Consider the following 22,135-nt stretch of genomic DNA (forward strand, 5'->3'; position numbering starts at 1 on the left):
AGCCATGAGTCACGATCCCGACGGCAGCCCCCGCGCCAAGGCCTTCCCGTTCACCGGCCGCATCGTCCGCCGCGGTGACGGCCCGGCTTCGACGGCCAACATCGCCAACATCATCACGGTGGTGCGGATCCTCATGGCACCGCTGTTCTTCGTGCTGCTCCTCGTCGACGACGGCGAGATGGGGTCATTGCGCATCTGGGCCGCGGTCATCTTCGTGGTGGCGATCCTGACAGACAGCCTCGACGGGTTCCTGGCCCGACGACAGAATCTGGTCTCGGACTTCGGCAAGATCGTCGATCCGCTCGCCGACAAGGTGCTGACCGGTGGCGCGTTCATCGTCCTCAGCGTGCTGGGCGAACTGCCGTGGTGGGTGACCATCGTGATCCTCATCCGCGAGGTCGGCATCACGGTCTACCGGTTCGTGGCGCTCAGCGACCGGGTCATCCCGGCCTCGCGCGGCGGCAAGCTCAAGACCCTGCTGCAGGGCGTCGCTCTCACGCTGGCGCTAATCCCGTTTACGACCTGGCTGGGCGACTGGTTCACCTGGGTCAACATCGTCGTCATGTCAGCTGCCTTCGTCGCGACGGTGCTCTCCGGCCTCGACTACATGCGGGTCGCCCTTCGCCATTCGCGAGCCCGCGCATGACCCTCGTCGTCGACGTCGTCGCCTCGCTCCGTGCCCAGGGCCTTACCATCGCCGTCGCGGAGTCGCTCACCGGTGGCCTGCTCGTCGCCGAGCTCGTCTCCGTGCCCGGCGCCTCCGCGGTCGTCGCCGGGGGAGTCGTGGCCTACCAGACGGAGGTCAAGCATTCCCTGCTCGGAGTGTCGGCGTCGCTCCTGGCCCAGCACGGCGCCGTCCACCCCGACGTCGCGATCGCGATGGCGCGAGGCGTCCGCGAGCGTCTGACGCTCGGGCACCGTCAGGCCGACATCGGCATCGCCACCACGGGCGTCGCCGGGCCGGAGGGGCAAGACGGCCAGCCCGTCGGCACTGTCTACGTCGGGATCGTCTGGCAAGACCACTCCGAGGTCGTACCCCTCGCACTGGAGGGTGACCGAACAGCAATCCGATCGGCTACCGTCGACGAATCACTCTCGGCACTTCAACGACTGCTCGAACGGCCTCGGGAATAGACAGGGTTTCGGTCTCGTTACATCTCGCAGGTACACACGGCGCATTCAAAGCCTGCTGGCTACAGTTACACCAGCGACGACAGTTAGTGTTACTCACCCACAGAAGTACTTCGACTTCGGTGGGTCGTCCTCAGAAGGAGGGTCCCTATGGTTCTCGTACGTCAAGAAATCGGCGACGTCCTTCGTGACTTCCGCTTGCAAAAGGGTCGCACGCTTCGTCAGGTCGCATCGAAGGCCAGCGTCGCGCTCGGGTACCTCAGCGAGGTGGAGCGTGGCCAGAAAGAGGCCAGCTCCGAGATCCTCGCGTCTGTTGCGGATGCTCTCGAGACGCCTATCTCCACCATCATGCGTGAAGTCGGTGACCGCATGGCGGTCATCGAGGGGCTGAACCGCATCCCCGACACGCTCCCCGACGACCTCGTCGCCGAGTTCGACGCTGACCTCGCGGTCCGCTAGTCACATTCCGTTTCGAGCTTCGAACGCCCCGGCCTTCTGGTCGGGGCGTTCTTTCGTATGGGGCTTGTGAGGTGCGTCACGCTCGCGGGTTCGCCCGCGCGGAGTCGAACTCCAGGATCCGACGGCTCATTTCCCACAGGGCGGGTAGCCTCGACCGGTGCGCAAGAGTGAATTCGCCCGGGCTGTGATCGACGAGTTCGGAGAGGGCTACGGCCGGGTCGTGACCCGCGACGCCGTGCTCCCGGCGCTCGGCAATGTGTCGGCCGACGCGGCCATCGCCCGCGGAGATGAGCCGCGCGACGTGTGGTTGGCGCTCTGCGACGCCGAAGACGTGCCGGTGGAGCGTCGTCACGGCGTGGGTCTGCCGAAGCCGCGGAGCTGATCGGGCCGCCGACGTCCTCCCGTCCGAATTTGAAGGAGATTTGTCGCCGCGCAGCCCCGGATCCGCATAACTACGGTCGCGCGCGCCGGTTTTTCCTTCGAATTCGGGCAGCGGCATGAGCGACACGCCGCCCCTGAGCCACTCGAACATGTGTTCGGTTGAGTGTTAGCCTCGTCTTCACAGGGGCTCGCTGGAGCCCGGTTCTCCACGGAAGGCCTGCTGCCGCTCTGAGTGTCGGTGGTTCTCCGTAGCGTTCTTTTCACCAGCGCTTCCCCTGAGCCTTGTCGAAGAACATCCGGCCTTGCACCATCGGCCGGTCGGGGCACGACAGCCTATAGGCGCACCGCCCATCCGCACCGGATGTCATCCAAGGAGAACACCATGCCCTCAGTTGCTGACCGCGAGAAAGCCCTCGAGACCGCACTCGCCCAGATCGACCGCCAGTTCGGTAAGGGCGCCGTCATGAGGCTCGGAAGCGACGAGCGCGCTCCCGTCGCCATCATCCCCACGGGCTCGATCGCCTTGGATGTCGCGCTCGGCATTGGCGGGCTTCCGCGGGGTCGAATCGTCGAGATCTACGGGCCCGAGTCGTCGGGTAAGACGACCCTCACCCTCCACGCGATCGCGAACGCTCAGAAGTCCGGAGGCATCGCCGCCTTCATCGACGCCGAGCACGCCCTCGACCCGGAGTACGCCAAGAAGCTCGGCGTCGACATCGACGCCCTTCTCGTGTCGCAGCCCGACACCGGTGAGCAGGCGCTCGAGATCGCCGACATGCTGGTCCGCTCCGGTTCCATCGATCTCGTCGTCATCGACTCCGTCGCAGCCCTCGTGCCGCGCGCCGAGATCGAGGGCGAGATGGGTGACTCTCACGTCGGCCTCCAAGCTCGACTCATGTCGCAGGCGCTTCGCAAGCTCACCGGTGGTCTCAGCCAGACCGGCACCACGATGATCTTCATCAACCAGCTGCGCGAAAAGATCGGTGTCTTCTTCGGAAGCCCGGAGACGACCGCCGGTGGTAAGGCCCTCAAGTTCTACGCATCCGTCCGCCTCGACATCCGTCGCATCGAGACTCTCAAAGACGGCACCGATGCCGTGGGTAACCGCACCCGCGTCAAGGTCGTCAAAAACAAGATGGCACCGCCGTTCAAGCAGGCCGAATTCGATATCCTCTACGGTGTCGGCATCTCGCGTGAGGGCAGCCTGATCGACTTCGGCGTCGAGCACGGCATCGTGCGCAAATCGGGCGCGTGGTACACCTACGAGGGCGACCAGCTCGGGCAGGGCAAAGAGAACTCCCGCAACTTCCTGCTGTCCAACAAGTCGATCGCTCTCGAGATCGAGCAGAAGATCCTGGCCAAGCTTGGTGTCGGCGCCGACGGCGCGGCTGCGAAGGCCGCAAACGACGCGGCCGCAGCAGCCGCGGCACCGGCAGCGGCTCCTTCGGTCGCACCCATCCAGCGCAAGCTGGCAGAGCGCAAGGGCGCATGAGCGACAACGACGATCGTCTCGCGCCGGTAACCCCGCTCTTCGGGGCCGGGTGGGCAAAGCCGGGCACCAGGGCCCCTGACGAGCCGGAGTGGGCTGACCCCGACGAGTCCGCGTCGTTCGAGGCGCGGGCCACTCGGGGCGACGTCGAGGCAGCCGATGGCGGGATCGCCGACATCGGTGGGCATTCCTCACACGGGTCTCTGTCGCAGCGGGGCCGTGAAGCGGCAGAGCCTGACGGTGCCGTGGTCTCGGCCCTGCCGACCTACGCCGCGTTCGCGGCCCGGTCTGAAGGCTCCGAAGCCGGCCCGGACGTCGAGCCTGAGCCCGAGCCCGAAACAGAGCCCGAACCCGAAGAGTCGTACGAAGCGGCCAAGGCTCGAGCGGAGAACATCAGCCTGCATGCGCTCTCCCGCCGGGGTGTCTCGTCGGCCGAAATGACCAAGACCCTTCGGTCGCGTGATCTCCCTGACGAGGTCGTCGCCGAAGAGATCGAGCGTCTCGAACGGGTCGGCCTGCTCAACGACGACGAGCTCGCCGAAAACCTGGTCCGCAGCAAGCAAGATCGCAAGGGCCTGGGCAAGGGCGCTATCACGGCCGAACTCCGTCAGCGCGGTGTCGCACAGGAGTCGATCGAGGCGGCCATCGCCGAGATCGACGATGACGAGGAGCAGGCACGCGCCGACGATTGGGCGACCAAGCGCGCCGGGCAGCTCCGCGGACTCGACCAGGCAACCGCGGAGAGGCGACTCAACGGCTACCTGATGCGGCGGGGCTACCGGTCGGAGGTCATCCGACGAGCGGTCGAGAAGGCTCTGCCCCGGGGTGGGTCTCGCGGCGGGGGATCGCGCGGGGGTGTTCGATTCGAGTGAGGGGTCGCGGATCCTCGGCTCCGACATCGTCGGGTACGAGGCGCGGCCCGCAAAGATTTACACTGGAGCACTATGTCGACGGTCCTCGAAACCAGCGCACCCGTTCCTACGGATGCCCGCGCACGCACCTATGAGGTGCGCACCTTCGGGTGCCAGATGAACGTCCACGACTCCGAGCGGCTCAGCGGATCACTCGAAGCTGCCGGCTACGTACCCGCCGACGGGGCCGAGGCCGACATCGTCGTCATCAACACGTGTGCGGTGCGAGAGAACGCCGACAACAAGCTCTATGGCACGCTCGGGCATCTGGCTCAGACGAAACGCAACCACGAGGGCATGCAGATCGCTGTCGGGGGATGCCTCGCCCAGAAAGACAAGTCAATCATCCTCGACCGAGCTCCGTGGGTCGACGTCGTCTTCGGAACGCACAACATGGGCGCTCTGCCGACTCTGCTGGAGCGCGCGCGTCACAACGACGAGGCACAGCTCGAGATCCTCGAGTCGCTCGACGTCTTCCCTTCGACACTGCCGACGAAGCGCGACTCGACCTACAGCGGATGGGTCTCGATCTCGGTCGGTTGCAACAACACCTGCACTTTCTGCATCGTGCCCGCGCTCCGGGGCAAGGAGAAAGACCGCCGTCCCGGCGAGATTCTGGCCGAGATTCAGGCCCTCGTCGACGATGGCGCCGTCGAGGTCACGCTCCTCGGGCAGAACGTCAACTCGTATGGCGTCGAGTTCGGAGACCGGGGCGCCTTTGCGAAGCTGCTTCGTGCCGCCGGTCAGATCGCCGGTCTGGAGCGCATTCGGTTCACCAGCCCCCACCCCGCCGCCTTCACCGACGACGTCATCGACGCGATGGCCGACACACCCTCGGTCATGCCGCAGCTTCACATGCCGCTGCAGTCGGGGAGCGACCGGATTCTCAAGGCAATGCGCCGCAGCTATCGCAGCGAGAAGTTCCTCGGCATCCTCGATCGTGTCCGCGCGCAGATGCCCGATGCGGCCATCAGCACAGACATCATCGTGGGGTTCCCCGGCGAGACCGAAGACGACTTCCAAGAGACGCTCCGCGTCGTCGAGCAGTCGAGGTTCGCTACCGCCTTCACATTCCAGTACTCCGTCCGCCCGGGCACACCCGCCGCTGACTACGCCGATCAGATTCCGAAGGCGGTCGTCCAGGAGCGCTTCGAGCGTCTCGCCGCTCTGCAAGACCGCATCTCGTACGAAGAGAACCAGAAGCAGGTCGGGCGCGTGGTCGAGCTCCTGGTGGCAACCAACGAGGGGCGCAAAGACGAGGCCACACACCGGCTCTCGGGTCGCGCGCAAGATTCGCGTCTCGTGCACTTCGAATTGCCCGCGGGCATCGAGGCGCCTCGTCCCGGAGACATGGTCACGGTCGAGATCACCGAGGCAAAGCCGTTCTACCTCCTCTCCGATCAGACGGCAACGAGCCCGTTCTCCGTTCGGCGTACTCGGGCGGGCGACGCGTGGGATCTCGCCCAGGCGGCCTCCTGCGGTCTGCCCAGCGGCTCGACGGGTGTGGCGTCGGCCACGAAGCCGCGGGTGTCGCTCGGCTTGCCCACGCTTCGGGTGTCGACGACGCCGATCTACGATTCGTCCGACTCCGAACGGTAGGCGCGTCGCCAGTGAGCGCGTTGCCGCGCCTCGATTTCGCCGTCGTCGTGGGGGCGACCGGCACCGGTAAATCGACCTTCTCGCTCGACCTCGCTGACGAACTCGCCACTCGCGGGCGCACCGCCGAGATAGTCAATGCCGACGCGATGCAGCTGTACCGGGGAATGGACGTCGGCACCGCGAAGCTTCCGGTCGCCGAACGCCGGGGTATCCCGCATCACCTCTTCGACGAACTCGACGTCACCGACGAGGCCAGCGTCGAGTGGTACCAGCGACGGGCACGCGAGGTCGCGAGCGGCATCTTCGAGCGGGGGGCCGTCCCGATCCTGGTCGGCGGCTCAGGTCTCTACGTGTCGGGGGCCGTCTTCGACTTCGCCTTTCCCGGCACCGACGAGGTCGTCCGCCACAAATACGAGTCGCAGTTGACGGCAGAGGGGGTCGGCGTCGTCTACCGCCTGCTCCTCGAACGTGATCCGGAGGCGGCGCGGGCAATCGGCTCGCACAACGGCCGGCGTATCGTGCGAGCCCTCGAGGTGGGCGAGCTCACGGGCAGGCCTTTCGCGGTGGGCCTGCCCGACGACGCCCCGACGTGGCACTCGCCCGCGTTCTTCGGCCTCGAAGAGACGCGTGAGATCCTCGTCGAGCGACTCGACGACCGAGTGGACGGCATGTGGCGTGACGGGCTCCTCTCCGAGGTCGAGAGACTGCGAGAGCAGGGGATCGAACGGGGCGCGACCGCGAGCCGAGCCATCGGCTACTCCCAGGCCCTGCAGCAGCTGCGCGGCGAGGTCTCCGAGGGCGAGGCGAAAGACTCGACCAAGCTGCTCACACGGAGGTACGCCCGCCGACAGGTGAGCTGGTTCCGGCGGTATCCGCGGGTCGCCTGGTCGGGGGCAGGGAGCGCAGGATCCGTGTCAGCCGCCGCCGATACACTCGTGGGGTGACCACCACCGTCCGCTTCACCAAGGGCCAGGGCACGGGCAACGACTTCGTGCTGTTCTCCGACCCCGATGGCTCGTTCGATCTCACACCGGATCGCATCCGCGCGCTGGCCGATCGCCGATTCGGTGTCGGCGGCGACGGCGTGATTCGAGCGGTGCGCAGCGACAGCCACCCTGAGGGCGCGTCGAGTCTGGCCGAAGACGACGGTGCCGAGTGGTTCATGGATTATCACAACGCCGACGGCAGTGTGGCCGAGATGTGCGGCAATGGCATTCGCGTCTTCACGAAGTACCTCCTCGAGCAGGGCCTGGTCACCCTCGAGCCGGGTGAGACCCTGGCGATCGGCACGAGGGCTGGTGTGCGCGACGTTCAGATCAACCGGTCGGGGTTCCAGGTCGACCTGGGGCGGTGGGGGCTGACCGACGAGGCCCAGGTGCGGGCTCGAAATCTGCATGCGGCGAGGCCCGGCCTCGGACTTACGGTCGGCAACCCCCACGTCGTCGTCGCTCTCGCCTCGGCCGACGAGCTCGCCGACGTCGATCTCACGGTGGTGCCGATCCTCGAGCCGAATCCCGTCGACGGGGCCAACGTCGAGTTCGTCGTCCCTGCCGATCCGCTGGTCGCCGACGGGATCGGGCGCATCAGCATGCGAGTGCACGAGCGCGGTTCCGGTGAGACTCTCTCGTGTGGCACGGGTGCGGCGGCTGCGGCCCTTGCCGTTCGCTACTGGGCGGGGCCCTCGGCTCCCGATCAGTGGCGGGTCGACGTTCCCGGTGGCACCGTCGGCGTGCGAATGTTCGCGACGGAAGACGGCGAGCACGTCTCGTTGAGTGGCCCCGCGGAGCTCGTCTTCACCGGAGACCTGGTTCTCTGACGCCTCGCGGGTTAGTCTTCTCGCATGAAGACCATCTGACCCAGTCGCTCGCCGGGGTTCGGCGTCCCTTTCGACGAAGCGCCACTACTGTCGGACTGCGCGCAGTACGCGGTATCCCTTCGACGTGGTCTCCCGTTCGACTTCGACGATCTCGGCCATCGTCTCGTTCATCCATCGCTGAAGCGAGTCGGCGCCGAGGCTCTTCGCCACGACGAGGTATGCCTCCATGTCGATGCCGAGGCGAGGCAGCCACTGGCTGAGAATGCCGTGGAGAGCCTCTTTACCGACTCGAATGGGCGGGTTCGACCAGATTCCGTCGAAGACGAGATCATCGGGAACGTCTGGGGGCAGCACGGCGTTGACGTTAGTGAGGCCGACGCGAGCGGCGTTCTCGCGAAGGAGCTCGAGGACGCGCTCGTTGACGTCGACCGCCCAAACGGTCGCCTCGGGCGACCGAAGGGCGAGAGTGAGCGCGATCGGCCCCCATCCACACCCCACATCCAAGAAGGTGCCGTCGCTCGGTGGCGTCGGCATTGATCCAAGAAGTACCGCGGTACCCGGATCGATCCGCCCCGGGCTGAAGACGCCCGCGGCGGTTGCCAGCGTGAGCTCACGCCCGGCGAGCTCGACCGTGATCTCTCTCGGTCGGAGCTCGCTCGAGGGGGAGCTCGAGAAGTAGTGATCGCTGGTCATCACCCCAGATTACTGAACACGAAAGGTCTAATGTGACTCGAATGACAGAGCACAGCACCACAGAGGAGAAGGGCGCCGAGCGCGACGACGTCGTCGACCGGATCCTGAGCAATGCCTCGTCGCGAGCCGGCCTGTCCGTCTTCTCGCCGGCCCAGGCCATCCAGACCCAGGGTCTCGGCACGAGAGGCGACGGTACCGGAGACGATCACCACGACGGCGATCAGTTCGACCGCGAAGACCGGCAGGCGCTTCGGCGCGTGGCCGGCCTCTCGACCGAGCTCCAAGACGTCACGGAGGTCGAGTACCGACAGCTTCGGCTCGAGAACGTGGTTCTCATCGGCGTGTACTCGCAGGGGTCGCTCGGCGACGCCGAGAATTCGTTGCGCGAGCTGGCGGCGTTGGCTGAGACGGCGGGCGCGGTGGTCCTCGATGGGCTCCTGCAGCGTCGCCCCAACCCCGACCCCAGCACGTACCTCGGGTCGGGCAAGGCGCTCGAATTGAAGAACACCGTATTAGCCCTTGGCGCTGACACCGTGATCGCCGACACCGAGCTGGCTCCGAGCCAGCGGCGCGCGCTTGAAGACGTGGTGAAGGTCAAGGTGATCGACCGCACGGCTGTGATCCTCGACATCTTCAGTCAGCACGCCACGAGCCGCGAGGGCAAGGCGCAGGTCGAATTGGCCCAGCTGGAATACCTCCTCCCGCGACTGCGCGGTTGGGGTGACTCGATGTCGCGCCAGGCCGGTGGCCAGGTCGGTGGCGCGGGCGCCGGTATGGGTTCCCGTGGGCCGGGTGAGACGAAGATCGAACTCGACCGTCGCCGCATCCACACCCGTATGGCGATTCTTCGCAAGAAGATCAAAGAGATGAAGCCGGCTCGAGTCGCGAAGCGGGCCAACCGGGTGCGCAACACGGTTCCGAGCGTGGCGATAGCCGGCTACACCAACGCAGGCAAGTCCAGCCTGCTGAACCGTCTGACCCGCGCGGGGGTCCTCGTCGAGAACGCCCTGTTCGCGACGCTGGACGCGACCGTTCGCAAGTCGTCGACCGACGATGGCCGGCCGTTTACGTACTCCGACACCGTCGGATTCGTGCGCAACCTGCCGCACCAGCTCGTCGAGGCCTTCCGGTCGACTCTCGAAGAGGTGCAGGACAGCGACATCATCGTGCACGTCGTCGACGGATCGCACCCCGATCCGGCTGCTCAGCTGGCGACGGTTCGAGAGGTGATCTCGGAGGTCGACGGGCGTGACATTCCCGAGGTGGTCGTCTTCAACAAGAGCGACCTGATCGACGAGAGCCAGCGTCTGGTGCTCCAGGGCATGGTGCCTGACGCGATCTTCGTGTCGGCTCGTACGGGCGCCGGTATCGACGAGTTGCGAGCGCGGATCGCCGAGTTGCTGCCCCGGCCCGAGGTCGAGCTCGATCTACTCGTGCCGTTCGATCGCGGTGATGTCGTGTCTCGAATTCACGAGATCGGACGCGTCGTCGACGTCGAATACGTCGCTGAGGGCACTCGGGTGACGGCCCGGGTCTATCCGCAGGACGCCCCGACACTGCAGGAGTTCGCGCACTAGAGGCGGACACTTCCGCCGAGTGCACGAAAACCGCCCCCGAGCTTGGGCTCGGGGGCGGTTTTTGCACTTTCGAAAGCTGTTAGAGCGACCGCAGCACGGCGACGACCTTGCCAAGGATCTGCGCGTGATCGCCGACGATCGGCTCGAAGTTCGAGTTGCGGGGGAGCAGCCAGGTGTGACCGTCGCGCTGACGGAAGACTTTGACGGTCGCCTCGTCGTCGAGCATCGCGGCGACGATCTCGCCGTTCTCGGCGTTGCCCTGCTGGCGAACGACAACCCAGTCGCCGTCGCAGATCGCAGCGTCGATCATCGACTCGCCGACGACCTTGAGCATGAACAGCTCGCCCTTGCCGACGAGCGTGCGGGGGAGCGGCATAACGTCTTCGACCTGCTGCTCGGCCGTGATCGGAATACCCGCGGCGATTCGCCCGACTAGGGGCACCCGGGCGGTGATGTTGTCGTCGTCGTCATAACGGACGATCGAGGGCTCAGGATCCGACTTGGCCGGGTCTTCGAGAAGAACCTCGAGAGCGCGTGGCCGGTTCGGGTCTCGGCGAATCGCTCCCGCCAGCTCGAGTTGATTGAGCTGGTGCGTCACGCTGGAGAGAGAGGCCAACCCGACGGCATCGCCGATCTCGCGCATGCTCGGCGGGTAGCCACGGCTGCCGATCGAGTCGCGGATCGCCGTGAGAATCAGCGTCTGCTTCGCGGTGAGGGCCTTCTTCGGAGACGTGGCGTCGGCGCCTTGATCGCCCTGGGTTTCGCGTCGTGCGGTCTCGCGTGCCATCTCGCCCTCTCGAATGTCGGTGGTCGCTGGTCTACTGATCCCACCGATCGAAACTGTATCCGGTCAGATATGGCAGAACAAACACATGTTCGAGTGTGTCGCGTGTTTTTTGCCAAATTTCTGGTACCGAGCTCTTGAAATCGGCCGTAATCGAAGATATGTTCGGAACACGCCTTCGAGTCCGCAGTCTTACGGGCCGATCGTGTTCGATGAGAGAGGCAACAGCATGAGCGCTACGATCACCGCACTGGTTCCTTCTACCTCCCGCGCCGCGACGGTTTCGACCTCGGGTCCGGTCCCCACTGACGTGCCGACCCACCTCCGCATCACGCGCCGCGGTCGCCTGGTTCTGACGCTCGCCGTCGTCGTTGCCGCACTCGCCCTCATTGCCGGCTTCCTGCTCACCGGCGGCAGCGCCGTCGCGACGAGTTCAGCGGGCAACGTCCATTTCGACCACGTCACCGTCTCGGCGGGCGAGACCCTGTGGCAGGTGGCAGAGGGCGTCGCTCCCGACTCTGACCCGCGCGACGTCATCTCCGACATCGTCAAGTTGAACGATCTCTCTTCGACGCAGGTCATGCCGGGCCAGTCGCTCGCCATCCCGGTGCAGTACAGCCAGAGCTGATCAGGTCTTCGACCGCCCCTCGGCGCCGCGCTCACGCGTGGCGCCGTTCGCGTCTTCGATGGAGTGCAGACGGTGGGCCCCATCCGGTGCCGCCTGCAGCCGCCGTTTGCAGTCACGGCCCGGAGTCGCCAACAGTGGAGAGCCTGTGGAGAACGCAGTTGCGGCGCGAGCACGCCCCGTAAAATGGTGTTGTGGCTATCACTCTCGACGACCTTCCCATTCGCGACGACCTCCGAGGTCAGTCGCCCTACGGCGCACCTCAGAAGAAGGTGCCTGTCGCGCTGAACGTCAACGAGAACACCCATCCGATTCCCGAAGACGTGGCTCGCGACATCGTCGAATCCGTTGCCGCCGCTGTGCTCGAGGTCAATCGCTACCCCGACCGTGAGTTCACGCCCCTTCGCGAGGCGCTGGCCCGCTATCTCAGTGGTGGCCTCGAGCCCGGTGAGGCGATCGAGCCGGCGCAGATCTGGGCGGCGAACGGCTCCAACGAGGTCATTCAGCAGATCCTGCAGGCGTTTGGCGGGCCGGGCCGAACCGCTCTCGGGTTCCCCCCCACCTATTCGATGCACTCCATCATCACCAGGGGCACGGGTACCGAGTGGGTCGAAGCGCCTCGAGACGAGGGTTTCGAGATCTCGCCCGAGACGGTCGCTCGCGAGATCCGCCGGGTCGACCCCGACATCGTGTTCTTGTGCGCGCCCAACAACCCCACGGGCACGCCGGTCGAGCTGGCGACCATCGAGGCGGCCTACGAGGCTGCCCGGGGCATCGTCCTGGTCGACGAGGCGTATGCCGAATTCATGCCCGCCGATCGACCCTCGGCGGTCACGCTCCTCGAAGGGCGACCCCGTCTGCTCGTCTCCCGCACTATGAGTAAGGCGTTCGCATTCGCAGGTGCCCGAGTCGGCTACCTCGCCGCCGACCCTGCGGTGATCGACGCGCTCCGACTCGTGCGGCTTCCGTACCACCTGTCGTCGTTGACGCAGGCCGCCGCCGTCGCCGCGCTCCGGCACGCCGACGAGATGCTCGCCATGGTCGACGACATCAAGGCGCAGCGTGACCGCATCGTCGAGACGCTCACCGAGCTCGGCTATCAGCCGTGGCCGACGTGGTCGAACTTCGTCCTCTTCGGCGGCGTCGACGATCCCGAGGCGGTCTTCGAGCAGCTCCTCGCTCGTGGCATCATCGTGCGCGATCTCGCGATCCCGGGGCACCTGCGCGTGAGCGCCGGCACGGCTGCTGAGACCACGGCGTTCCTCGAGGCCATGAGCGACATTAGGCTCGGAGCATGAGCACAGCGTCCCAGGCGTTCCGCGATCGCACCGCGTCGGTCAGTCGATCCACGAGCGAGTCGAGCATCGACCTGTCACTCGACCTCGACGGGACGGGCTCGGCGAGTATCGACTCATCGGTGCCGTTCTTCGATCACCTCCTCACCGCGCTCTCGAAGCACTCGCTCATCGACCTCAGTGTCAAGGCCACCGGCGATACCCACATCGACGTGCATCACACGGTCGAAGACATCGGCATCACCTTCGGCACCGCGCTAAAGCAGGCGCTCGGAGACAAGGCGGGCATCCGTCGCTACGGTGACGCGCTCGTGCCCCTCGACGAGGCGCTGGTGCAGGCGGTCGTCGACGTCTCCGGTCGTCCCTATCTCGTGCACACGGGCGAGCCGGCCGGGTTCGAGATGCACCTGATCGGTGGCCACTTCACAGGGTCGATGGTTCGCCACGTCTTCGAGGCGATCGCGTTCCACGCGGGGCTCACCGTGCATATCACCGTGCTCGGCGGTCGTGATCCGCACCACATCGCCGAAGCAGAATTCAAGGCTTTCGCTCGGGCGCTTCGGGCTGCCGTCGAGCCCGATCCTCGCGTCGAGGGTATTCCCTCGACGAAGGGTGCTCTGTGACGGCCGCCGGTGCCCGCCCTAGGGTCGTCGTGCTCGACTACGGCAGCGGCAACGTGCACTCGGCCATCAAAGCGCTCGAGCTCGCCGGCGCCAATGTCGAGCTCACTGCCGAGAGCGACCGCGTCGCGAAAGCCGACGGGTTGTTCGTTCCCGGTGTCGGTGCGTTCTCCGCGGTGATGAGCCAGCTCGAGTCCGTCCGCGGGGCCGAGAAGATCGATCGGCGTCTCGCGGGCGGTCGCCCGGTCCTCGGTGTCTGTGTCGGAATGCAGGTGCTCTTCGACCGGAGCGTCGAGCGTGGCTCCGAGGTGGACGGCCTCGGCGAATGGCCCGGCGTCATCGACGAGTTGAAGGCGGAGGTTCTGCCGCACATGGGCTGGAACACCGTCGACGCGCCGACCGAGTCGCTTCTCTTCGACGGCGTCCGCGACGAGCGCTTCTACTTCGTCCACTCCTTTGCGGCCCAGTCCTGGAGCCTCGAGGGGCACGGAGCCCGCAAGGGCCCGCTCGTCACCTGGGGTGATCACGGCGGTCCGTTCGTCGCCGCGGTCGAGAACGGCCCCCTCTGGGCCACCCAGTTCCACCCCGAGAAGTCAGGCCAACCCGGCATCCGCCTGCTGACCAACTGGCTGCAGACGCTGTAGTCCGCCGACGAAGCCGGCCGTGCCGGATCCTTTATCTCTCCGCCCTTCCTCCCCAGAAAGCACCATGAGCGAGATCACCTCCACCCCCGCCCTCACCCTTCTTCCGGCTGTCGACGTCGCCGACGGCAAGGCGGTCCGCCTCACCCAGGGGGAGGCCGGCACCGAGACGAACTACGGCGACCCGGTCGATGCGGCAGCCGACTGGAAAGACCAGGGTGCTGAATGGCTGCACCTCGTCGACCTCGACGCCGCCTTCGGTCGAGGGCACAACCGGGAGGTCATCCACCGTGTGATCAAGCAGGTCACCGGCATCCACGTCGAGTTGTCGGGCGGTATCCGCGACGACGCGTCCCTCGAGGCCGCGCTCGAGACCGGCGTCAAACGCATCAACCTCGGCACGGCTGCGCTCGAAAACCCGGAGTGGGCGGCGTCCGTCATCGCACGCTACGGCGACGCCATCGCGGTCGGGCTCGACGTGCGCGGCACCACGCTGGCCGCACGGGGCTGGACCAAAGAGGGCGGCGACCTGTTCGAGGTGCTGGCTCGTCTCGAAGACGCAGGCTGCGCTCGATACGTGGTGACCGACGTCACGAAAGACGGCACCCTCCAGGGTCCGAACGTCGAGCTGCTGAAGCAGGTCATGCAGCAGACCGATCGCCCCGTCGTCGCGTCCGGCGGTATCTCGAGCCTCGACGACCTGATCGCTCTTCGCGAGTTGGTGCCCCACGGCCTCGAGGGCGCAATCGTGGGCAAGGCGCTGTATGCCGGTGCGTTCACGCTTGCGGCTGCCCTCGACGTCGCCGGGCGCTGATGGCGGCGAGTTCCCACCACGGCGATCACGGCCATTCCGATCGAGACAGTGCGGGCACACCCTGGGCCGGCCGAACTTTTCAGGCGCACGACACGGCCTACGCCGCCGACGACGGAACAGCCGATGCGAGGCTTCTCGATGCGCTGCAGCGTTTCCGCGCCCAGGAGGTCGGCGAATCGGCTGTGGTCGACGCGCTGCGTTCGGCCCGTCTGCTGATCCCGCTGATCGCCCACGCGGGCGACGAGGGGGTCAACGAGCACGGCGTGACCGTCGACAAGACTCAAGAACTCGCGATCGTCACCGTCGAGGGCCCTGACGGGCGGAGCGTGCTACCGGCGTTCACCTCGGTCGCGGCCCTCTCGACCTGGAACCCCACGGCTCGGCCTGTGCCGGCCGAAGCTCGTCGCGTGGCCATCGCGGCGGCGGGGGAGTCGACCGAACTCTTGGTGCTCGACCCCGGCTCCGAGACCGAATTCGGCATCCGGCGACCCGCACTGTGGGCGCTCGCCCAAGACCTGCCGTGGGTGGCGTCCTACGCCGACGACGAGGTGGCAGAGGCTTTCCTGCGTCCCACCTCCGACGAGCAGTCCGTCGCCAGCGTCACGGTCGCCGCTTCGTCGGCGAGTGCACGACTGAGCGGCCCTGAGCTCGTCGTCGAGCTGGGGCTGCGGCCGGGCCTTGATCGCGAGGCGCTGGCAGCACTGCTCGCGAGGCTGCAGTCCGCCTGGGCGTCCGATGAGGTCATCGCGAAGCGCGTCGACAGCATGGCCGTTCGCGTCGTGGCTGCAGTCTGACGACAGAGCGCGCTCGACAAGGATCCGGGCGCGGCGCCGCGAACCGTCCCGTCAGTTGACCGGGCCGGTGTACTTTTCGCCCGGCCCCTTGCCCACCGGATCGGCGATGGGCGACGCCTCGCGGAACGCCAGTTGCACGGTACGGAGCCCGTCGCGAAGGGCGCGGGCGTGGGTGTCGCCGATCTCGGGCGCTGCGGCAGTAACCAGTCCGGCCAGAGCCGTGATGAGTTTGCGGGCCTCGTCGAGGTCGATCTGGGTCTCGGGTGCGTCGGCGAGCCCGAGCTTGACGGCGCTCGCACTGAGCAGGTGAACCGCGACCGTGTTGATGACCTCGACCGCCGGAACGTCGGCGATATCGCGCTCGGCCCCGATCTCTTCGACCCCGTCGCCCACCGTGTCGTAGGGGGAGATGTGGTCGTCGGCTGGCGGGTTGTGGCTCACAAGCGATCTCTCTGCTAGGCTTCATGCGGCTACGGGGCTTTATGCCCTGTTCGAAAGAGGAGTTTATCCCACCCGCGACTTCAACGTTACCGGGTAGTTACACCCCGCACGGCATCGAGACGAAGGTTTCGAGGCCAGCAGCTCTAAGGGTGTCGTGTTGGCGTCAGCCGGCATGTGACTTCCTCTTTTTCGCCCGCCCGACCACCCGTCGAGTGTTGATCAAGAATTAGAGGAGTCCCGCATCAGCGATCCCCGTACCAACGACCGCATCCGCGTCCCTGAGGTCCGACTTGTCGGGCCCGCTGGCGAGCAGGTGGGCGTTGTCCCCATCGCCATGGCCCTGCGTCTCGCGCAAGAGGCCGACCTGGATCTGGTCGAAGTTGCACCGAACTCGAAGCCGCCCGTGGCAAAGATCATGGATTACGGCAAGTTCAAGTACGAGGCTGCGCAGAAGGCCAAAGAGGCCCGGCGCAACCAGGCGAACACGATTCTCAAAGAGGTCCGTTTTCGCTTGAAGATCGACAAGCACGACTACGAGACCAAGCTCAAGCGCGCTGAGGGCTTCCTCCAGTCGGGCGACAAGGTCAAGGCCATGATCTTGTTCCGAGGCCGCGAGCAGTCGCGACCCGAGCAGGGCGTGCGTCTGCTTCAGCGCTTCGCCGAAGATGTCGCCGAGTGGGGCACCGTCGAGAACAACCCCACGATCGATGGCCGCAACATGGTCATGGTGATCGGCCCGCTGAAGAACAAGGCCGAGGCGAAGGCCGAATCCGAGGCTCGCAAGCAGGCCAACAAGCCCCCCAAGCACCCCGCCCCCGCGGCAGCCGACGCTGCCGTCGCCGAGACCACGACCACCGAGGCATCGGCCGAGTAGGCACCACCTACTCGTTCCGCCCCGAGGTTCCAGAGAAGAAAGCAACGACTATGCCCAAGATGAAGACCCACTCCGGCTCGAAGAAGCGGTTCAAGGTCACCGGCACCGGCAAGCTGATGAAGCAGCAGGCCGGCATGCGTCACAACCTCGAGGTCAAGAGCGCGAAGCGCAAGGCCCGCCTGAACCAAGACCAGGTGCTGGCCCCGGCCGACGCCAAGGTCATCAAGAAGCTTCTCGGCCGCTGACCCCTGGTCGGCATCCGTCTAATCGTTAGGAAGTAAGAACAATGGCAAGAGTCAAGAGAGCGGTCAACGCCGCCAAGAAGCGTCGCGTCGTCCTCGAACGCGCCGAGGGCTACCGCGGTCAGCGTTCGCGCCTGTATCGCAAGGCCAAGGAGCAGGTCACCCACTCCCTCGTCTACTCGTACCGCGACCGCCGTGCCAAGAAGGGCGAGTTCCGTCGCCTGTGGATCCAGCGCATCAACGCTGCGTCGCGCGCGAACGGCCTGACCTACAACCGCCTCATCCAGGGTCTCGCCCTGGCTGGCGTCGAGGTCGACCGCCGTATCCTCGCCGACCTCGCTGTCAACGAGCCCGCCACGTTCGCTGGCCTCGTCGCAACCGCCAAGGCTGCGCTTCCCGCCGACACGTCGGCCCCCAAGGTCGAGGCCGCGTAGGTTTCGTTCCCCTAGTCGTGTCTCGTGGCTGGGCACGCCGCTCTCCCCGTAGGGTGGGGGCGTGCCCAGCAACCAGATGATCGACAACCCCCGTTCGCCGCGAGTGCGGGCGGTGGCCAAACTGGCCAAGAGAGACGCCCGGTCTGAGACCGGGCTTTTTCTGTTAGAAGGCCCGCAGGCGGTCACCGAAGCCCTGACGTTCCGCCCCGAGCTGGTCGTCGAGCTGTTCGCGACGCCGACAGCCCTCGAGCGGTACACCGAGCTGGCTCAGGCTGCCGTCGATGCGGGCGTCGAGATCGAGTTTGTCACCGAGCAGGTGCTCACGGCCATGGCTGACACGGTCACGCCGCAGGGTCTCGTCGCGGTCTGCCGTCAGTTCCCGACCGCGATCAAAGACATCTTCGCCGACGACGGCCCGCGTCTCATCGCGATCCTCGAAGAGGTACGCGACCCCGGCAACGCGGGCACCATCATCCGCGCCGCCGATGCGGCGGGCGCCGACGCCGTCATCATGACGGGGCGCAGCGTCGATCTCTACAACCCGAAGGTCGTGCGGGCGACGACAGGTTCGCTGTTCCACGTTCCGGTCGCGGTCGGCCTCGAACTCTCCGCCGTTCTCTCTCGGTGCACCGAGGCAGGGGTCCGAGTGCTTGCTGCCGACGTGAAGGGCGACGATCTCCTTGCCGCGCGCAAGGAGGGCATTCTCGCCGACCCCACCGCGTGGCTCTTCGGCAACGAGGCTCGTGGGCTCACCGACGAAGACCTCGCCCGCGCTGATCGCGCCGTCGTCGTGCCGATCTACGGCCACGCCGAGAGCATGAACCTCGCCACCGCTGCGTCGGTCTGCCTGTACGAGAGTGCGTTCGCTCAGCGCTCCTGATGCCTGGCGAGCATTCGGTAGGCTTGCTTCTCGTGTCAGACACGCCAGCAATCTCCGAAGACTCCGTCGCGAGTGCCGTCGATGCCGCCCTAGAAGCGGTTCAGGCGGCCTCCACCGTCGCCGAGCTGAAGGCTGTGCGGTCCGACCATGTCGGCGAGGCGTCGATGCTGGCGCGCATGAACGCCGGTCTCCGCTCGCTACCGAACGATCAGAAAGCCGCCGCTGGCAAACTGATGGGGGCAGCCCGGGGCCGTGTCGCTCAGGCTGTCGCGGCTCGAGAGGCCGAGCTGGCCGTCGCCGAAGAGGCCGCACGACTCGAGGCCGAGCGCATCGACGTGACCGCGCTGCCGGTCCGGCGCCGTCAGGGCAGCCGCCACCCGCTGAGCCTCCTGCAAGAGAAGATGGCCGACATCTTCGTCAGCATGGGGTGGGAGCTCTCCGAGGGGCCCGAGCTCGAGCATGAGTGGTTTAACTTCGATGCACTGAACTTCGATGCCGACCACCCGGCCCGAGCGATGCAAGACACTTTCTTCGTCGAGCCCGTCGACCGTCACCTGCTGCTGCGCACGCACACCTCGCCGGTGCAGATCCGCACGCTCCTGTCGAAAGAGCTCCCCGTCTACAACGTCGCCACGGGGCGGGTCTTCCGTACCGACGAGCTCGACGCTACGCACACACCCGTCTTCACGCAGATCGAGGGCATCGCCATCGACAAGGGCCTCACGATGGCTCACCTGCGTGGCACGCTCGAGCACCTGGCCCGCCAGATGTTCGGCGACGAGGCGCAGATCCGCCTTCGCCCCAACTACTTCCCGTTCACCGAGCCCAGCGCCGAGATGGACGTCTGGCAGCCGAACGCCAAGGGTGGCGCGCGGTGGGTCGAGTGGGGTGGTTGCGGCATGGTCAATCCGAACGTCCTTCGTGCGGCGGGTATCGACCCCGACGAATACCAGGGCTTCGCCTTCGGAATGGGAATCGAGCGAACCCTGCAGTTCCGCAACGATCTCAACGACATGCGCGACATGGTCGAGGGCGATGTTCGTTTCAGTGAGCAGTTCGGAATGGTGGTCTGATGCGCGTCCCTCTCTCGTGGCTCGGCGAATACGTCGACCTTCCCGAAGACGTCACGCTCGAGCACGTCCATGCGGCGCTGGTGAGCGTCGGCTTCGAAGAAGAAGACGTGCATCTCTCTGACGTGACGGGCCCACTCGTCGTGGGGCAGGTACTCGAGTTCACGCCCGAGCCCCAGAAGAACGGCAAGACCATCAACTGGTGCCGCATCGCGGTCGGCCCGAACCCCGAGACCGACGACGCCGACGTGCGCGGCATCGTCTGCGGCGCGCACAACTTCGCCGTGGGCGACAAGGTCGTGGTGAGCCTGCCGGGTGCGGTGCTTCCCGGGCCGTTCCCGATCGCGGCGCGCAAGACCTACGGGCACGTGTCCGACGGCATGATGGCCTCGACGCGCGAGCTCGGTCTCGGCGATGAGCACGACGGCATCCTGCTGCTCAAAGACCTCGGCCTCGATCCCGAAATCGGCGCCGATGCGATCTCGCTGCTCGGGCTCGACGACGCAGCAGTCGAAATCAACGTGACACCGGATCGTGGATACGCCTTCAGCATCCGCGGTGTCGCCCGCGAGTATTCACACGCCACAGGGGCCGCCTTCAAGGATCCCGCAGCAGCATTCACGCCGACGACTCGCAGCGACTTCTCCGTCACCGTGGCCGACGCCGCCCCGGTCCGCGGTCGAGTCGGGGTCAGCACCTTCACGACAGCCGTCGTTCGAGGCATCGACGCCACGCGTCCGACTCCGCCGTGGATGCGCTCCCGCCTCCGGCTCGCCGGCGTCCGCTCGATCTCGCTGCCCGTCGACATCACGAACTACGTGATGCTCGAGACGGGTCAACCGTTGCATGCCTACGACCTCGACAAGCTCGTCGGTGGTCTCACCGTTCGTCGCGCGGCTCCGGGGGAGCACCTCACCACTCTCGACGGACGCGACCGCGCCCTCGATGTCGAAGACCTCCTTATCACCGACGACGAGGGCCCCGTCGGCCTCGCCGGCGTCATGGGCGGAGAGCGCACCGAGGTCTCGGCGACGACGACAGACGTGGTCATCGAGGCCGCGACCTTCGAGCCGATCAGCATCGCGCGCACTGCGCGCCGCCACAAGCTGCCGAGCGAGGCGTCGCGACGCTTCGAGCGCGGGGTCGACCCGGCCGTGGCGGCGCCAGCTGCAGAGCGCGCTGTCGAACTGCTGGTGGAGTTGGCAGGCGGAACGAGCGACGTCCTCGGATCCTCGTTCGACGAATCCGTCACCCCTGCCTCCGTCTTCCTCGCCGAAGACCGCGCCTCTCGCCTGATCGGCGTCGACTACACCGCGGCCGAGGTCGAAGAATCCCTGCTGGCGATCGGTGCCGACGTCGCTGTCGTCGACGGTGGCTTCGCCGTCATGCCGCCGACGTGGCGTCCCGACCTGACCACCGATGCCGACCTCGTCGAAGAGGTGGCTCGAATCACGGGCTACGACCGCATTCCGTCGGTCCTGCCCGTCGCGCCTCCCGGTCGCGGTCTCACTCGCGAGCAGGTTCTGCGCCGTGCTGTGTCGACCGGGCTCGCTGCGGCCGGCTTGACCGAGGTGTTCGCGTATCCGTTCCTGTCGCCCGAGAAGAACGGGGCGTTCGCGCCGGTCCGTGATCGGGCCGCTGGCGTCACCCCGGTGACGCTGGCAAATCCGCTCGACACCGCCGCTGGCGAGATGCGGATGTCGCTGATTCCGGGGCTTCTCGAGACGGCCCGCCGCAACATCTCGCGTGGTCTGCTCGACCTTGCGCTGTTCGAGTCAGGTTCGGTGTTCTTCGTCGCCTCGACGGATGCTTCGACGACAGCCTCGACGGATGCTTCCACCGAAGCCGCTTCACCGGGAACGGACTTCATCCCGGTCGGTGCCGCCAAGCCCTCCGACGAAGTCCTCGCCGAGCTGAACGCCAGCCTTCCCGAGCAGCCGCGTCACCTCGCACTGCTGCGCACGGGTTCGACGATCGAGCGTCAGCCGGGGCAGCCCGCCGTGCAGGCCGACCTCGCCGACGTTCTCGACGACGTGCGGGTGGCTCTTCGCGCGATCGGTGCCGAGTTGACGGTTCGTCAGGGTCGTCACCCGTCTCTGCACCCCGGACGCACGGCCGAGCTGGTGGTCGCGGGCGAACTCCTCGGTGCCGCCGGCGAGTTGCTTCCCGCTCTGGCTTCCGAGCTCGATCTGCCCCGCGGGCTCGTCGTCGCCGAGTTCGATCTGGAGCGTGCCATGGAGCTCGCCCGGGTCGACTTGCAGCCCGAGCCGATCTCGGCGTTCCCAATCGCGACTCAAGATCTGTCTCTGGTCGTCGGCGTCGATGCCCCTGCCGGCGAGGTGCTCGAATCGGTCGTGCTCGGTGCGGGTGAGCTTCTCGAGTATGCTCGCCTCGTGGACGACTACCGTGGCGAAGGCATCGATGAGGGCTCGAAGTCCCTCACGTTCGCGCTGCGGTTCCGCGCGACCGATCGCACCCTGACCGCCGCCGAGGCCTCTGAGGCCAAGGCCGGCGCCGTCCGTCTGGCTGGCGAGCGATTCGGGGCGACTCTCCGCGACTGACCGT

The 22,135-nt window shown here is 66.6% G+C and carries 25 protein-coding genes; 22 read left to right on the forward strand and 3 right to left on the reverse strand.

Annotated features, from left to right (window positions below; translation table 11 throughout):
- The first annotated feature begins 4 nt into the window (after positions 1 to 4).
- The 9 genes from pgsA to dapF all read left to right on the forward strand — a co-directional run bounded on the left by pgsA (position 5) and on the right by dapF (position 7,786).
- Positions 5 to 646, forward strand: coding sequence for a CDP-diacylglycerol--glycerol-3-phosphate 3-phosphatidyltransferase (gene pgsA / locus ITJ49_RS11705; protein ID WP_194605441.1), 642 nt, complete (start codon positions 5 to 7; stop codon positions 644 to 646).
- On the forward strand, positions 643 to 1,134 hold the full coding sequence (locus ITJ49_RS11710; RefSeq protein ID WP_194605444.1) for a CinA family protein: 492 nt from the start codon (positions 643 to 645) through the stop codon (positions 1,132 to 1,134). Before pgsA ends, ITJ49_RS11710 begins: the two co-directional genes overlap by 4 nt.
- A gap of 147 nt (positions 1,135 to 1,281) precedes the next feature.
- Complete coding sequence (locus ITJ49_RS11715) at positions 1,282 to 1,590, forward strand: helix-turn-helix domain-containing protein (RefSeq protein ID WP_055962525.1); 309 nt, start codon at positions 1,282 to 1,284, stop codon at positions 1,588 to 1,590.
- Between the two features lie 157 nt (positions 1,591 to 1,747).
- The gene (locus tag ITJ49_RS11720; RefSeq protein ID WP_055962522.1) at positions 1,748 to 1,972 is read left to right on the forward strand and encodes a DUF3046 domain-containing protein; all 225 of its coding nucleotides are present in this window, start codon (positions 1,748 to 1,750) and stop codon (positions 1,970 to 1,972) included.
- Between the two features lie 381 nt (positions 1,973 to 2,353).
- The gene (gene recA, locus ITJ49_RS11725; RefSeq protein ID WP_055963868.1) at positions 2,354 to 3,463 is read left to right on the forward strand and encodes a recombinase RecA; all 1,110 of its coding nucleotides are present in this window, start codon (positions 2,354 to 2,356) and stop codon (positions 3,461 to 3,463) included.
- Entirely contained in the window at positions 3,460 to 4,332 is an 873-nt protein-coding gene (locus ITJ49_RS11730) for a regulatory protein RecX (RefSeq protein WP_194605446.1), read from the forward strand. Before recA ends, ITJ49_RS11730 begins: the two co-directional genes overlap by 4 nt.
- Before the next feature lie 72 nt (positions 4,333 to 4,404).
- Positions 4,405 to 5,970: a tRNA (N6-isopentenyl adenosine(37)-C2)-methylthiotransferase MiaB gene (gene miaB / locus ITJ49_RS11735; protein ID WP_194605451.1), complete on the forward strand. Its 1,566-nt coding sequence runs from the start codon at positions 4,405 to 4,407 to the stop codon at positions 5,968 to 5,970.
- Between the two features lie 11 nt (positions 5,971 to 5,981).
- Positions 5,982 to 6,914 carry a tRNA (adenosine(37)-N6)-dimethylallyltransferase MiaA gene (gene miaA, locus ITJ49_RS11740; protein WP_370544491.1) on the forward strand — a complete coding sequence of 311 codons (933 nt, stop codon included), beginning with the start codon at positions 5,982 to 5,984 and terminating at the stop codon, positions 6,912 to 6,914.
- Positions 6,911 to 7,786, forward strand: coding sequence for a diaminopimelate epimerase (dapF, locus tag ITJ49_RS11745; protein WP_055962512.1), 876 nt, complete (start codon positions 6,911 to 6,913; stop codon positions 7,784 to 7,786). The genes miaA and dapF overlap by 4 nt, the downstream gene beginning before the upstream one ends.
- A gap of 84 nt (positions 7,787 to 7,870) precedes the next feature.
- Here the strand turns inward: dapF and ITJ49_RS11750 are convergent, their stop codons facing one another.
- Positions 7,871 to 8,479, reverse strand: a complete 609-nt coding sequence (locus tag ITJ49_RS11750) for a class I SAM-dependent methyltransferase (protein ID WP_194605453.1) — start codon at positions 8,477 to 8,479, stop codon at positions 7,871 to 7,873.
- A 41-nt stretch (positions 8,480 to 8,520) separates the two neighbouring features.
- On the opposite strand from ITJ49_RS11750, the gene hflX reads away from it, so the two are divergent.
- A complete protein-coding gene (gene hflX / locus ITJ49_RS11755) occupies positions 8,521 to 10,056 on the forward strand; it encodes a GTPase HflX (RefSeq protein WP_194605457.1) in 1,536 nt (511 codons plus the stop codon).
- A 79-nt stretch (positions 10,057 to 10,135) separates the two neighbouring features.
- On the opposite strand, the gene lexA is transcribed toward hflX, so the two are convergent.
- On the reverse strand, positions 10,136 to 10,843 hold the full coding sequence (lexA, locus tag ITJ49_RS11760; RefSeq protein WP_194605460.1) for a transcriptional repressor LexA: 708 nt from the start codon (positions 10,841 to 10,843) through the stop codon (positions 10,136 to 10,138).
- Between the two features lie 226 nt (positions 10,844 to 11,069).
- On the opposite strand from lexA, the gene ITJ49_RS11765 reads away from it, so the two are divergent.
- The 6 genes from ITJ49_RS11765 (at position 11,070) to ITJ49_RS11790 (ending at position 15,629) form a co-directional block, all read left to right on the forward strand.
- A complete protein-coding gene (locus tag ITJ49_RS11765; protein WP_194605463.1) occupies positions 11,070 to 11,468 on the forward strand; it encodes a LysM peptidoglycan-binding domain-containing protein in 399 nt (132 codons plus the stop codon).
- A gap of 191 nt (positions 11,469 to 11,659) precedes the next feature.
- Complete coding sequence (locus ITJ49_RS11770; RefSeq protein WP_194605466.1) at positions 11,660 to 12,763, forward strand: histidinol-phosphate transaminase; 1,104 nt, start codon at positions 11,660 to 11,662, stop codon at positions 12,761 to 12,763.
- On the forward strand, positions 12,760 to 13,383 hold the full coding sequence (gene hisB, locus ITJ49_RS11775; protein WP_194605469.1) for an imidazoleglycerol-phosphate dehydratase HisB: 624 nt from the start codon (positions 12,760 to 12,762) through the stop codon (positions 13,381 to 13,383). Before ITJ49_RS11770 ends, hisB begins: the two co-directional genes overlap by 4 nt.
- The gene (gene hisH, locus ITJ49_RS11780) at positions 13,380 to 14,024 is read left to right on the forward strand and encodes an imidazole glycerol phosphate synthase subunit HisH (RefSeq protein ID WP_194605472.1); all 645 of its coding nucleotides are present in this window, start codon (positions 13,380 to 13,382) and stop codon (positions 14,022 to 14,024) included. Before hisB ends, hisH begins: the two co-directional genes overlap by 4 nt.
- A 64-nt stretch (positions 14,025 to 14,088) precedes the next feature.
- Complete coding sequence (priA, locus tag ITJ49_RS11785; protein WP_194605475.1) at positions 14,089 to 14,835, forward strand: bifunctional 1-(5-phosphoribosyl)-5-((5-phosphoribosylamino)methylideneamino)imidazole-4-carboxamide isomerase/phosphoribosylanthranilate isomerase PriA; 747 nt, start codon at positions 14,089 to 14,091, stop codon at positions 14,833 to 14,835.
- Positions 14,835 to 15,629, forward strand: coding sequence for an SseB family protein (locus ITJ49_RS11790; RefSeq protein WP_194605478.1), 795 nt, complete (start codon positions 14,835 to 14,837; stop codon positions 15,627 to 15,629). Before priA ends, ITJ49_RS11790 begins: the two co-directional genes overlap by 1 nt.
- A gap of 51 nt (positions 15,630 to 15,680) precedes the next feature.
- On the opposite strand, the gene ITJ49_RS11795 is transcribed toward ITJ49_RS11790, so the two are convergent.
- Positions 15,681 to 16,040 carry a DUF1844 domain-containing protein gene (locus tag ITJ49_RS11795; protein ID WP_055963859.1) on the reverse strand — a complete coding sequence of 120 codons (360 nt, stop codon included), beginning with the start codon at positions 16,038 to 16,040 and terminating at the stop codon, positions 15,681 to 15,683.
- Positions 16,041 to 16,311: 271 nt separating this feature from the next.
- Between ITJ49_RS11795 and infC the strand changes: the two genes are divergently transcribed.
- From infC to pheT, 6 genes are all read left to right on the forward strand, one after another.
- Positions 16,312 to 16,944, forward strand: a complete 633-nt coding sequence (gene infC / locus ITJ49_RS11800; protein WP_084816184.1) for a translation initiation factor IF-3 — start codon at positions 16,312 to 16,314, stop codon at positions 16,942 to 16,944.
- Positions 16,945 to 16,994: 50 nt separating this feature from the next.
- Positions 16,995 to 17,189, forward strand: a complete 195-nt coding sequence (gene rpmI, locus ITJ49_RS11805) for a 50S ribosomal protein L35 (RefSeq protein WP_055962484.1) — start codon at positions 16,995 to 16,997, stop codon at positions 17,187 to 17,189.
- Between the two features lie 41 nt (positions 17,190 to 17,230).
- Positions 17,231 to 17,620 (forward strand): 50S ribosomal protein L20, encoded by a 390-nt coding sequence (gene rplT, locus ITJ49_RS11810; protein WP_055962480.1) that lies wholly within the window; start codon positions 17,231 to 17,233, stop codon positions 17,618 to 17,620.
- A gap of 76 nt (positions 17,621 to 17,696) precedes the next feature.
- Entirely contained in the window at positions 17,697 to 18,500 is an 804-nt protein-coding gene (locus ITJ49_RS11815) for an RNA methyltransferase (protein WP_055963856.1), read from the forward strand.
- A complete protein-coding gene (gene pheS / locus ITJ49_RS11820; protein ID WP_194605481.1) occupies positions 18,500 to 19,573 on the forward strand; it encodes a phenylalanine--tRNA ligase subunit alpha in 1,074 nt (357 codons plus the stop codon). The genes ITJ49_RS11815 and pheS overlap by 1 nt, the downstream gene beginning before the upstream one ends.
- Positions 19,573 to 22,131 (forward strand): phenylalanine--tRNA ligase subunit beta, encoded by a 2,559-nt coding sequence (gene pheT, locus ITJ49_RS11825; protein ID WP_194605484.1) that lies wholly within the window; start codon positions 19,573 to 19,575, stop codon positions 22,129 to 22,131. The genes pheS and pheT overlap by 1 nt, the downstream gene beginning before the upstream one ends.
- Positions 22,132 to 22,135: the final 4 nt, after the last annotated feature.

The organism is Frondihabitans sp. VKM Ac-2883 (assembly GCF_015350875.1).
Lineage (GTDB): Bacteria > Actinomycetota > Actinomycetes > Actinomycetales > Microbacteriaceae > Frondihabitans.